Raw genomic sequence first — 12,170 nt, forward strand, 5'->3', positions numbered from 1 at the left:
AGCCATGACCAGCCATCACCTCTTGAAGCACCTTCAACAGCACAAACTTCAGGCATGATCGCGGAAATCTCTGGGCATGAAGTCAGCAGTTCGACAATCTTCGCGGAAGCGCTTGATCGGCGGTGTCTGTGCCGAATGACTGGATCACTACTCTTCTCCACCATCATCGTCCTCGCTTTCACTTGCCGCCATCGTCACAAACCACGCCTTGTGAACTGCCGACGGCATCCGGTAGGTGTCGCCAGATTTTTCGATTAGCCCGGCGCTCATTAAAGCGTCACGAGTGGCGTCTTCCATCTCAGGCACATCCTCACCATAGCCGATGGCATCCAGGACATCCTGCTGCTCCCTCGGAAGACCATGGATGCGTCCTGGATGGCCGTCTTCTGCGTGGGTCATAACTCTCTCACGCAGTTATTGAGGGTCTGAGCCAGATATGCTGCGTCCCCGGCATTCATCACGTATTCTGGCCCACTGGCGCTAATTTGCACGCCGATGGCACCATCCCGTAGCCGTCGGACGCGCATTTCGGGGTAATCCGATGGTGCGGATTGGTCATCAACCTGATGCAGATCACGCATGTTCATCTTTCCGGCCGGAATAGTCATTCCCAGCATCAGAGCGCTGAATGAAATTTTGACCGAGTGAACCCTTCTCAACAAATTCAAGAATATAAAGCGGGGCGAAAACCATTGCTGCTATCGCTAGTAACGCAAGGGAGATGATTGTAATGAAATACGAAGCCTCATATTCCCACATCAGGTTACTTCTGTGATAGAGTAAATTCACATTAACAGCTCCCGCGATGCTGATCGCGCAGAGTCCAATCAAAATGATCTCTTTTGACCTACTTTTCTTCCCCTTGGAAACTGCAGGACCTACACTCATGACGGGCTCTCCTCTGCTCATGTCACTGCTTTGACATGAAAGTTTTCCATCTTTGATCGGGAATGTGGCCCCGTTCATTTTCCCAGATTTCTGCATCGAAAGTCCTTGTAACGAGCTTGGCATTCACCTGGATCTTGAACCATGGCCCACTGGCGCTCGTGCCCTGCTGAACAATCATGTAATTGCGGTGGCGCTGCACTTTGAGTTTCTGCGGCGCCCCGAAGTTTACGATCATGCCTGGGTGCAAAAGTGAGAAACCGTTCCCGGAATTATCTTTCTTCACCTCCTGCTGACCATCTGCCTGCAATGAAGGAAGAGTCACGACAGTAATCTTGCCTCCAGAGCGCTCAATGGCATCCCTGATGTCGATATCATTTGTCATCATATTTCCCATTGTTTGTTGGGACATTCTACCGCATCCCGCCGAGATTGTCTTTGCTGCATCCTGACTTTCTTGCGAAAACTTGCCTGATAGCCTTGCACGATTTATCCTTGCCTTGAGCATGGCTGGAAAACAGTGCGGGTCGCCCGCGAGAAGCGCCGACCAGGCGTCGATCCATCAACCTCCTGGGGCTATACCGGTGAGGAGACCGCGACCAACTCTAGGAACGCGGGCGAGCGGTGGAAACCCGCTCTACAATCCCCCGCAAAATCAAAGCATTGCGCCTGTCCCTTGCATGGTTATCCTGTATCTTGGAAGACCAAGGATAAAACCCGCCTGGCCAGAGGCATTTGCTTTGAAAGTCGTCGTCAAAAAGATCCTGTTTCCGAAGCTTGACGGACCTCCCACAGGAAAGCCTGAGAACTATATGTTCCTTGCTGACTACGTGGATGAGGCAGGATCAGTCGCGACCGCAAAGATTATGGTCCGTTCCGTGCCAGAGGTTGTTGTTGGCGGCTGCTATCAGCTCGATGGCGACTGGAAGCGCGGGCCGCGGGGGGATGAGTTCAACGCATGGTGCATGATCCCATGGGTTCCTGAGACCTATGCTTTAGGACAGATATTCCTTTCATCCCTCCTCCCTCCGGAACAGTGCGGCACATCCAATCTCACGCGGAGGTTCGGCGCACTCTGCCGGCAATATGGACAGGACGTTCTCTTACGCGCTCTGGCCACTCCCACGATCCTGCGTAGCCTCAGTGATGACCCGGACAGGTTCCAGGCCAATATCCTTCGGTTCTGGGAAAGTGCGACACGCGAAAGCCATATGGCGATCACCATGCACCGGGCTGGGTTTACAATCGGCGACCTGGATATGGTCTTCCGTGGCTGCGGCTATAAGGTGTCAGATCGTGTCGGCGGGGATCCTTACCAGCTCGTTTCAATTCCCGGCGTGGACGTGGCCAAGGCCGACATGCTGTTCAGACAGACTGGCGGCCACCCCTACGATCCTCGCCGCATCGCTGGCATCATCAGACGTTCTCTGATGGCGAGTGAGGGGCTGAGCGCATCGAATGAGGAAGGGGAGAAAACCGGCTTCATTCCGCACGTCGAATTTCCTGGGTCAACTGCTGTCGACGTAACCGACATTCTGACGTCTGGCATCCCACAGCCTCAGCGTGACGATCTGGTTAGTGGCATTGACCCCAAACTTGGCGTACGCCTTGACGCACTGCGCGATTTCCTGGCCAAACCGGAAGAGGCCCTGAAATATGGACTTCGCGTGAGGAAATCGAAAGACGGCCGAACCCTGGTCTCCCGCGAGGCCGTCTATCAGGTCGAGAACCGCCTGGCCCGAAATATCGGCCGCCTGCTTAACGCACCTCCGCTCCGTGACGAAGAGACGGTAAAGCGCACGTGTGCCGCGCTGTTCCAGCAGCCGGAGTTCCAGAGATTTGACCCGGTTCAGAGAACCGCCGTCGAAATGGCCTGTCATGAGCGCATCTCCATCATCACAGGCGGCCCTGGGACCGGGAAATCTACAATCCTCGAAGCGATCATTGCTGCGCGCGTTGCCATGGGAGCAGAGAAGCGGTCATTCCTCCTGGCCGCGCCGACGGCGACTGCCGCGCTGCGCATGACCGAAACCACCGGAATGGATGCAGCGACGATCCAGGCACTGCTGAAATACCGCGGGGACAGCGCGGATGGCATTCCGTGGTTCACGTTTAACCGATCGAACCCCCTGCCCTCCGGGTGCAACGTCTACATGGATGAAGGCTCCATGGCGGACGTCTTCATCGCCGACAGTCTCGTCGACGCCATCCCCTCCGATGCGTCTCTCCTAATTCTGGGAGATGACGGTCAGCTTCAGTCTGTCGGGGCGGGTGCGTTTCTGGAGAACTGCCTGAACACCAGGTCTGCAACGTATGGGTCGCGCGTGATCCCGGCCATCTGCCTGGAAAACACCTACCGCTCCAATCCGAACAGCAATCTGGCCCTGCAGGCGAAAGAAATCCGCCACGGGGGCGTTCCTGCGCTGACATCAAACGCATCTGGCGGCACCTCAATGCATGAGGTGACCTCCGAAAAGATTGCGCCGTTCGTGGTGCACGCCATGACGAAAGTCATGCCGTCCCTGGGGAATAAAGACCCCCTGATGGATGTCGCTATCCTCGGGCCACAAAACCCTGGTCTCGGTGGTCTTTGGGAAATCAACAAGGCAATGTCTACGGCCTTCAACCGCAACGGTGCGCCCATTCCCGGCTTGTCACTGCCCCGCTATGCAAGGGATATGCCCCTTCCGCGTATCGGTGATCGGGTCATGCGCCGCAAAAACGTCAAAGGGGACAAGCTGTGCGTAAACGGCAGCCGTGGGTTCATCACGCGTTACAACCCGGCTGAAAACGGTGAGGGGAAGTCCAAGGCGTCCGTCACGATCCGCTTTGACAACGGCGAAGAACGGGATGAGCCAATCAACTGGGACTGGGTGAAGCGGTTCGAGGTCGCTTATGCAATCACAATTCACAAGTCGCAGGGCCAGCAGTACCGCTACGTTCTTCTCATAACCACTCCTGAGCATTCAAACATGCTGGATAACTCGCTGGTCTACACAGGCTGGACGCGAGGGAAAGAAGGCGTGGCTGTTGTCGGGAGTTTCGACGCCTTTGCGAATGCCGTGCAACGCAGCAGAATAAACACGCGCCTGACCATGCTTCCAGATCTTCTGGCTGACATCATGCTTCCGAAGCACGATAAAGAGTTTCGGAATAGATGGTTCCACCGCCCTGATAGCGACAATCTTCCGAAGCCAGGCGGCCGGGAGCGGTGGTTCCAGACAAAATACGGGAACACGCGTGGTCATAACCTGAAAGACATTCCCGGACTGGCTGCCCAGGCATCTCAACCGCCCCTCCAGTCGCCGCCAGCCCGGTCGGCTCCTGGCAGCTATCCTGGCTATCGCCCCGGCGCACCCGCCACGGAAGGATATGCTCCACAGCCACCAGCGCAACAGTCTCCCCAGGCGCAGCCCGGTGGCTATGGCCGGGGTGCCCCGTCCGGCAATGCACCGGTAGCCCAGCCACCTGCGCAGGGTGCTCCCGCTCGGCCCGCTTACGGATACGGAGGGTATAAACCCGGTGCAGCACCGGCCGTGCGAGGCGCACAACCTTCGGCCAGCACCCCTCCTGCTGGATACAGGCCGACCGGCGAGACTTCACGCGCTCCGGAACCCGACCCAAGGAGTGCGGCGGCACCACGGCCTGCATTCGGTTACGGCGGCTACCGCCCTGGGGCGGCGCAGGCGGCTCCTGCGGTCCGTCCTGCACCTCCGCAACCCGCGAGCTCCGCGGCTCCGGCCCCTGTCAATCCCGGCCCCGCCGCGCAGCCAGCGCCATCATTCTCCTATGGAGGATATCGCCCCGGCGTCGGAGGGGCGCAGCAAACACCCGCACCCCCCGCGCCGGAGAGCGCTCCTGCTGCGCCTGCCAGACAGCCGTGTCTGTCGCCTGCGGGAGGCAATATGCGTCCATCGTTCGGCTACAGACCTGGGGCGGCAACCGCACGCGCAACACCCCCTGCCCCTCCGCCCCCTTCTCAGCCACAGAGGCCGCCTGGGGGTGGCTATAGTCCGTTTGGTGGGTGGAGACCTTCGGTGCCTTCTCCCGGAAATGGCTACCCGCAAACTGAAGCGGGCGCACAGGCTAATTACGAGCCAGCACCCGAGCCTGAAGAAGATTGCCCCTCCCCTTGATCTCCCTGCCGTCTACTTCAGGGTTCAGGGCAGGAGGACCTCATACTCAAAGGTGGAGCGGTCAGAGCAATCATCTTTCGCGTGGCAGGCTTTCTCGTCGTGATAGATCACCGTCCAGTCCGGCATTTCAGCCTTAAGGGCCTTCGCAATTTCCAGCCCCTCTCTCGCAAAACCTTCCAGATCAAATGCGGTGGCCGCCCGCATATTTTCAGGCAAGTAAAATTGAGAATGCTCGTAGGACTCAGTCCATTTCTTAAGCCTCTCTTTCAGCATATGAGATATGGGGAGGGCATCTTCGTCACCCTCACAACCATCTTTCTCCCACACACCTGAGGATGAATAATCGGCCATAACGCGGACCCACCTTTCGGTCCAACTTGCTTGATCCTGATCCACCAAGCCCAATCCTTCTCTCTGCTTTTGCTTTTTCAGTTGTACCAGCCCGCCGCTTCGGTTACAATGAAAGCAGAAAATACAAACTGGGATAATGGATAAATGAAAACACCAGAGCAGGCATATGAGGGTGAATGGGACTTCAACGGGAGCTGCGCTCCAGCCGAAGGCTCAGCCGGAATTTATGGCAAATTCCTTGGCCAGCAGACCTTCACTCTGGGCTGTTTCCAGTGGATCAAACGCAGTCGTGGCAATAAACTGAAGCAGGGGAAGGTCCAGAAGCGTATTAAAGGTTTCACCTCGAACCCGGATGAGGCTTACGAAAAGGCCCGGCAGTTTTGCGCCACAATGAATTCCGAGCAGATGGCAAAAAAAACGACGGAGTAGGATCAATCCTCTCTTGCCATCATTCGTCGCAAGGATTACACAGCGTCAAGCAAGGCCATTAAAACCTTGCGCGTGATGTGGGATGGAGCAGCCCGGTAGCTCGTTAGGCTCATAACCTAAAGGTCGCAGGTTCAAATCCTGCTCCCGCAACCAATGCGAAGTGCGTGTATGGAGTGATCTCCCAGAGCTCTCCTCCCTAACCACCAAGCATGCCGAGGACGGAAGGCGTATGCCGTGACTGTCGGGAGAGACGACACGGGGCCGTTGCGGAGTGTTGCGTCATGGGCGCAAACCGCAACGGCCTCATTTTTATTGGTTCGATTGGTGGGGTATAGCCAAGTTGGTAAGGCAGCGGATTTTGATTCCGCCATGCGGAGGTTCGAGTCCTCCTACCCCAGCCATTCTTGAAGATGCGCTGGTAGCTCAGTTGGTTAGAGCGGACCGCTCATAACGGTTTGGTCGTGGGTTCAAGTCCCTCCCGGCGCACCATCTTCCCCTCCCCCACAAAATCACTCCTTCGCCGCCCAGCATTTGACAAGGATTAAATGCTGTGACTTTATCCTTGTAGATCAGAGGCCAGAGCCTCGTTCTTTTTGGTTAAGCGAGCTTGGCGGAAAGGTAGACGCCGGAGACTTAAAATCTCCTGCCCGTAAGGGCGTGCTGGTTCGAGTCCCGCAGTACGCGCCGCCATAACTCATTGTTTTCGTTCATTATTCTGGATTTTCAGAAACACAGACCCCGCAAACTCTTACACAAGGTCTTACACAGGCTTTGGCGGGGGACGATGAACAAGGCAGAAACATGCTCCAATGCCGGGCAACAGGTTTCTATTTCAGAACGCGGGTTCCATCATACCTCATATGCCGGATAGCCACTATTTTATCCTTGTTCCATCAGCCCCGTTTGCAGGAGAGCCGTTCTTTCTTTGCCTCTATGCATGATTGCCGGTAAATGTGTAGGATTCATAGGGACTAATACCCTCATATAAGACCGGGATGAAGTGACGCTATGCGTGGGACAGTAATTGATCTCTTTTGTGGAGCCGGGGGGCTAAGTGAAGGCTTCCGACAGGCGGGCTTTAGGGTGCTTGCTGGCCAAGATATCGACATAAAGGCCGGAGAGACATTTGTCCGGACACATCCTGAAGCTATTTTTCTGGGCGGTCCGATCCAAGATGTAAGTGCAGAGACTCTACTCTTCCGCACAGGCCTGCGCCCCGTTGAACTTGATGTTCTGGTGGGAGGTCCTCCCTGCCAAGGATATTCCGTCTATAACCATCAAAGGGGAGTCCACGATCCCAGAGCCGGTCTATTTCGGGAATATCTGCGAATTGTTGCTGGTCTAAAACCTAAGTGGTTGGTGATGGAGAATGTATCCGGCATCACCAGTATCGCAAACGGTGCCATTGTCGAAGAAATACGACGTGGGATGGGTAAACTTGGTTATCGGGTAGAGATGCAAGTGCTTAAAGCGGAGTACTATGGGGTTCCGCAAGCACGCCGTCGAATGGTGTTTATAGCCACCCGGACGGATCAGCCAATTCGATTTCCTAAGCCAACACATGGTCCAGACCTATTGCCGTATGTAACCATATGGGATGCGATTTCTGATCTTCCTGTCCTCGAAAATGGCGAATCCGCCGACGGTCTCCGCTATCGGAGTAAACCGAAAAATATCTACCAGAGCACTCTGAGAGGAAAAGTTGTGCGGGTGGCCAATCATTCCGCTCCAAGACTGTCGGCTGTTAATGTACAACGGATGATGCACATTCCTGAAGGCGGATCATGGAGAGATATTCCGTTTGAACTACAGCCAGCCGGAATGAAAAGAGCGAAGAGAAGCGATCATACGAAACGGTATGGACGCCCAAGGAAGGATGATCTTTCCTGCACCATTTTGACCAAATGCGATCTTCATTGGGGTGCCTACATTCATCCTGAGCAGAACCGTAGTTTCACCGTAAGGGAGGCCTCCAGACTGCAATCATTCCCGGATACATTTGTATTTAGTGGAAACCGGACGGAGCAATTTGTTCAGGTAGGAAACGCGGTTCCTCCATTGATGGGGAAAGCAATCGCTGAAGCACTCCCCTTCGAAGCTACAACGAAACGCATCACAAAAACCAAAAAACCAGAAAAGTTTCCGGAGTTACGTTTATTTGCGTAAGCTGGCATTGATCGCCACATTGGCGAACAGATGGCTAGGGTAGATGAAATAGCCCTTGGTCTTGATAGCGTCTTCCTTGATGTCATCAGTGATGACATCATCGGATAGAGCCGCATAGTCATTGCTCTCGTCATCCGCCTCGATATATGCGGCGAAATTCTCGCTGATGAACCTATAGAAAAGCGTGCCAAGGACATACTGTTTGAAGTCCCATCCATCGACCGAGCCGCGCACATCGTTCGCGATGTCCCAGATTTTCCGTTGTAGCGCTGCTCGTTGTTCTTGGCCGGTCATCTCTTTTTGTCCTTCTTCGGACTGGCTTCACGCTCGATCCAGCCCTCAATATCCATGCGCCGAAACCGCTAGGTGTCACCACCCAGGAAGCCCGGTAGCTTGCTGTCGACCGCAAAGCGACAAGCGGTTTTTCTGTTGATACTGAGATAGTGGGCAACTTCATCAATTCTCATGATGTATGCTCCCATACAAAATACTTTCCCAAGATTATCATTTTTGGATTTTCTATGGAAAATTGCGCATTCCTACAAGACAGGAATGCCAAGCAAATTCAGAGTTCTGATGAGATCCCGATGACTTTATGCGGTCTGGGCAGTTGTATGTCCGACATGGGGTCGGAACAGGCAGCCCCTCACCGTTTTAAACGCTTTGGAAAGCCTCTTGTCGAGAAGTGACTTCTTCTCCCCCACATAATCGCTCCTAGCCGTCCAGCATTTGACAAGGATTAAACACTGTGACTTTATCCTTGCTGATCAAAGGCCAGAGCCTTGTTCTTTTTGGTTCAGCGAGCTTGGCGGAATGGTAGACGCCGGAGACTTAAAATCTCCTGCCCGTAAGGGCGTGCGGGTTCAAGTCCCGCAGTTCGCACCAAGGCAACTATTCTGAGAGGATAAAAAAATCCTTCCCATAGAAGGCGAATACGTTTCCCCTGCCCTGCGAACAGGCTTGAGAGAATACGGCTTCCAGCTTCCGCTCGACTTTGACTGGCGGGCTTAGGCTATGCTGATGCCAGTCATTGACCTGTTCGCGGGCGCAGGCGGCCTCAGCATCGGCGCAACCGATGCTGGTTGCGAGATGCGCGCCTGCGTCGAGATCGACGCTTCCGCCTGCCGGACGCTGCGTGCCAACGAGGCCTATCATAGAGCAGTGCTTGAGACCGATGTCGCGGCCATCACAGGGCTCGATCTGCGCCAGGCCGCCCACCTTGGCCCAAGAGATCCGCTAATTGTCGTGGGCGGTGCCCCCTGTCAGCCTTTTTCCAAGGCCGCCTATTGGATCGAGGACGGGGAAGAGTCGCGCTATCGCCGGGCGCGCGCGGCTGGCATCGCTATGGAGCGCCCGCCTGCCCCGACTGATGCACGTGCTGATGCGCGCAGAACGCTCGTCGAGGAATTCTGGCGGCTGATCTTTGAGACCAATGCCGACGGCTTCGTGTTCGAGAACGTCCCAAGCATCAAGCACCCGCGCAACTTGCCAGTGCTTGATGGCTTCCGCCGTGCGGCCGAGGCAGCCGGATACCAAGTTACACAGGTGACAGCGAACGCGGCAGAATATGGCGTAGCTCAGACGCGCGAGCGCGTGTTCCTGCTTGGTGCCAAGCGCGGCAGTCCAGTGGCCCCAGAGCCTAGCCACACGCTTAAGGGCGTGATTGGCCGCAAGCCGGCGATCACAGCGGGCGAGGCGCTTGAGGGCTTCGATCGCCCAGAGTTCTTCGAGCCGGAGGAACTCGTGACGGGCCGCTGGGCCGAGCATCTACGCACAGTGCCGCCCGGATGGAACTACAAGGCGCACACGGCTTGGGCCGGGCACCCCAATCCCAGCTTCGTGACCGAGACACGCTTCTGGAACTTCCTGCTCAAACTCTCCCCGGATCGCCCATCTTGGACAATCGCAGCTTCGCCCGGCCCCTGGACCGGACCTTTCCATTGGTCGAGCCGTCGGCTGCGCACTGTCGAAATGGCTGCGCTTCAAGGCTTTCCGCAAGGATACCGGCTGATCGGCAGCCGACGGGACAAGGTTCGCCAGATCGGCAATGCGGTGCCGCCGCCGCTTGCTCGGCGTATGGTCGAAGCAGTGCTCGCTACCGTCGACCGCTAGGATTGGGATCGACATGCGTAGCATCAGTTTGTTCAGCGGCTGCGGGGGTTTAGATATCGGGCTGCACGAAGCCGGGTTCCGCACAGCCCTTGCCTGCGATCTGGAGAGGCTCTGCGCAGAGACATGGCGGCGCAACATGCCGGGCACACCCTTCCTTGGCGGGCGGATCGGCACTTGGACACGCGCTGACGTCGTCGAGGCGATGGGCGGCAAGATCGGTGAGATCGACCTGATCGCAGGAGGGCCACCCTGCCCGCCTTTCTCGAAAAGCCGCTTCTACCGCACGGACAAGCCGCGCGCGCTCGATGATCCTAATGGCTGGGAAACGGTCGACGGTTACCTTCGCATGCTCGAATGGGTGCGCCCGCGAGGCTTCATCCTTGAGAATGTGAAGGGGCTCGCGTACAGGGTGCATTCCGACGCGCTCAAGACAATCATCGAGCGGGCGGAGAAGATCGGCTATAAGGTTTCGACCGGTGTACTCAATGCCGCAGACTTCGGCGTGCCGCAGATCCGCGAGCGCTGCTTTGTCGTGGGGGCGCTAGATAGACAGATTATACTGCCTACGCCAACCCATTCGCGCGATCCCAATACAGGCAGGCTTCCATGGGTCACAGCCGGCGAGGCGCTTGCTGATCTCGACACTGAAGAGAATGCCTGTGACGAAGGGCATTTCGCTGGCGGGCAGCATCATGACCTGCTTCGCCAGGTACCTCCGGGCGATAATTATCTCTACTTCACCGAAAAGCGCGGCCACCCCGCCCCTCAGTTCAAGTGGCGCGGTCGCTATTGGTCGTTCCTACTCAAGTTGAGTCCGGACATGCCATCGTGGACGATACAGGCGCGGCGATCAAACAACATGGGGCCGTTCCACTGGCGCAGCCGCATTCTCCGGATCAGCGAGATCAAGCGGCTGCAGACCTTCCCCGATGCGTTCGACCTTGCCGGTACGATCGAACAGCAATGGCGCCAAATTGGGAATGCAGTGCCGCCTATGCTTGCGGCAGCGGTGGGGCGGAGTGTCGCCGACGCTATCGGATGCCGCTCAGGTAAGTGTCACCATAATTCCGACTTCCTAATAAATTCGCCTCACGAGCTCTGATCTTCTATTGGCTTCTCGCCTCGTATGGGCTTAAAGCCTTTTGACGACAATTCGGGTCATCCCTGCTTGTGCGGGGAACATTTTGAGGACACTCCCCGATGTTTTCCTGTTGCGGCCCACCAACAAGGTCAACGGGGAACACGTGAGAGTAAACAGATCTTGGTTTTCTGTCGTCGGTCCATCCCCGCCTGCACGGGGAACATAAGGCCCTTTGTTTGCCGGTTTTGTTGGCCAGCGGTTCATCCCCCTAGCACGGCGGGAACACCATATGGATCAAAGGCCGTCAGCAAGCCCCCCCCGCATGCGGAAACGCTCTTCCTGAGAGGCTATTTCCTTATAAGCATGAGACCGCACCCGAAAGACTTGGCGCGACCAAATCCAAATGACACCTTCTGAATAAACTTTTCAGGGTCTGTGATTTTCAAACCACCTGAAAGATCAAGAATCCCAAATTTGGGAGCGTTCTTGGCCCGAACGGAGAACCTCTGCACGGTCTCTGCAGTATAAGCGTCCACACTGCACCCAAGCACCTCGAAACCGTGCCCCTCCCCCTGCCGCTTCAGCCAGGCTTCACCCTCTGCCTGAGCGATATCCATGCGACACAATGCCCGGTCTTCTTTAGGGATTGCGTATAGTGCATCCATAACAACGTCGGCGCGAATACGTCCGTTATCCCTGGACCGCGTAGCATTCGCCCGAAGCTTGAACATTATGCTGCTACCAGCCTGTAGCTTCGGAGAAAAAGGCTTGATCTTATGAGGCTCGAAAAGGTCGTTCTGCTGTGGGGGCCGATGGGACAGGACGGTGAATGCGCCTTCGCTCTCTTCACGCCAGATGAAGTCGCGTTCTCGGTCTTTGGTATCAGCAAACACCGACCACAGCAGATTATGCTGTGCGGATTTACGCTGACCGGCATTGGGGGATTGCCAAAACCCGGCCAGAGCACGCGCTGATGGTGAGGTCGAAAGTGTAAGACGACTGATAAACAT

The 12,170-nt window shown here is 56.1% G+C and carries 12 protein-coding genes and 4 tRNA genes; 9 read left to right on the forward strand and 7 right to left on the reverse strand.

Going from position 1 to position 12,170, the window contains the following annotated elements; all coding sequences use genetic code 11:
- Positions 1-147: 147 nt before the first annotated feature.
- The 4 genes from AD930_RS11405 to AD930_RS11420 are packed head-to-tail and all read right to left on the reverse strand — an operon-like array spanning position 148 to position 1,297.
- Complete coding sequence (locus AD930_RS11405; protein ID WP_061506355.1) at positions 148-399, reverse strand: hypothetical protein; 252 nt, start codon at positions 397-399, stop codon at positions 148-150.
- Positions 396-581: a hypothetical protein gene (locus AD930_RS11410; RefSeq protein ID WP_061506356.1), complete on the reverse strand. Its 186-nt coding sequence runs from the start codon at positions 579-581 to the stop codon at positions 396-398. Before AD930_RS11410 ends, AD930_RS11405 begins: the two co-directional genes overlap by 4 nt.
- Positions 574-888, reverse strand: coding sequence for a hypothetical protein (locus AD930_RS11415; RefSeq protein ID WP_156477018.1), 315 nt, complete (start codon positions 886-888; stop codon positions 574-576). The genes AD930_RS11410 and AD930_RS11415 overlap by 8 nt, the downstream gene beginning before the upstream one ends.
- Before the next feature lie 22 nt (positions 889-910).
- Positions 911-1,297 (reverse strand): hypothetical protein, encoded by a 387-nt coding sequence (locus AD930_RS11420; protein ID WP_061506358.1) that lies wholly within the window; start codon positions 1,295-1,297, stop codon positions 911-913.
- Between the two features lie 400 nt (positions 1,298-1,697).
- Between AD930_RS11420 and AD930_RS11425 the strand changes: the two genes are divergently transcribed.
- Complete coding sequence (locus AD930_RS11425; protein WP_061506359.1) at positions 1,698-5,021, forward strand: AAA family ATPase; 3,324 nt, start codon at positions 1,698-1,700, stop codon at positions 5,019-5,021.
- Between the two features lie 24 nt (positions 5,022-5,045).
- Here the strand turns inward: AD930_RS11425 and AD930_RS11430 are convergent, their stop codons facing one another.
- Positions 5,046-5,420, reverse strand: a complete 375-nt coding sequence (locus AD930_RS11430; RefSeq protein WP_208598604.1) for a ubiquitin family protein — start codon at positions 5,418-5,420, stop codon at positions 5,046-5,048.
- Between the two features lie 96 nt (positions 5,421-5,516).
- On the opposite strand from AD930_RS11430, the gene AD930_RS11435 reads away from it, so the two are divergent.
- The 5 genes from AD930_RS11435 (at position 5,517) to AD930_RS11460 (ending at position 7,967) form a co-directional block, all read left to right on the forward strand.
- Positions 5,517-5,801 carry a hypothetical protein gene (locus AD930_RS11435; protein WP_061506361.1) on the forward strand — a complete coding sequence of 95 codons (285 nt, stop codon included), beginning with the start codon at positions 5,517-5,519 and terminating at the stop codon, positions 5,799-5,801.
- Between the two features lie 76 nt (positions 5,802-5,877).
- Positions 5,878-5,954: transfer RNA gene (locus AD930_RS11440), tRNA-Met, on the forward strand.
- Between the two features lie 172 nt (positions 5,955-6,126).
- A tRNA-Gln gene (locus AD930_RS11445) sits at positions 6,127-6,202 on the forward strand.
- Positions 6,203-6,213: 11 nt separating this feature from the next.
- Positions 6,214-6,290 (forward strand) — tRNA-Met (locus AD930_RS11450).
- Positions 6,291-6,809: 519 nt separating this feature from the next.
- On the forward strand, positions 6,810-7,967 hold the full coding sequence (locus tag AD930_RS11460) for a DNA cytosine methyltransferase (RefSeq protein WP_061506362.1): 1,158 nt from the start codon (positions 6,810-6,812) through the stop codon (positions 7,965-7,967).
- Here the strand turns inward: AD930_RS11460 and AD930_RS11465 are convergent.
- Positions 7,956-8,261 carry a type I restriction-modification system subunit M N-terminal domain-containing protein gene (locus AD930_RS11465; protein ID WP_061506363.1) on the reverse strand — a complete coding sequence of 102 codons (306 nt, stop codon included), beginning with the start codon at positions 8,259-8,261 and terminating at the stop codon, positions 7,956-7,958. The two genes, AD930_RS11460 and AD930_RS11465, sit on opposite strands and share 12 nt — an antisense overlap.
- 505 nt (positions 8,262-8,766) lie before the next feature.
- Here AD930_RS11465 and AD930_RS11470 point away from each other — a divergent pair.
- From AD930_RS11470 to AD930_RS11480, 3 genes are all read left to right on the forward strand, one after another.
- Positions 8,767-8,852, forward strand: a tRNA-Leu gene (locus AD930_RS11470).
- Positions 8,853-8,981: 129 nt separating this feature from the next.
- Positions 8,982-10,079 carry a DNA cytosine methyltransferase gene (locus tag AD930_RS11475; protein ID WP_061506364.1) on the forward strand — a complete coding sequence of 366 codons (1,098 nt, stop codon included), beginning with the start codon at positions 8,982-8,984 and terminating at the stop codon, positions 10,077-10,079.
- A gap of 13 nt (positions 10,080-10,092) precedes the next feature.
- Positions 10,093-11,181, forward strand: coding sequence for a DNA cytosine methyltransferase (locus AD930_RS11480; RefSeq protein WP_082781857.1), 1,089 nt, complete (start codon positions 10,093-10,095; stop codon positions 11,179-11,181).
- 326 nt (positions 11,182-11,507) lie between these two features.
- On the opposite strand, the gene cas6e is transcribed toward AD930_RS11480, so the two are convergent.
- Complete coding sequence (gene cas6e / locus AD930_RS11485) at positions 11,508-12,170, reverse strand: type I-E CRISPR-associated protein Cas6/Cse3/CasE (protein WP_082781852.1); 663 nt, start codon at positions 12,168-12,170, stop codon at positions 11,508-11,510.

The organism is Acetobacter malorum (assembly GCF_001580615.1).
GTDB classification, from domain to species: Bacteria; Pseudomonadota; Alphaproteobacteria; order Acetobacterales; family Acetobacteraceae; genus Acetobacter; species Acetobacter malorum.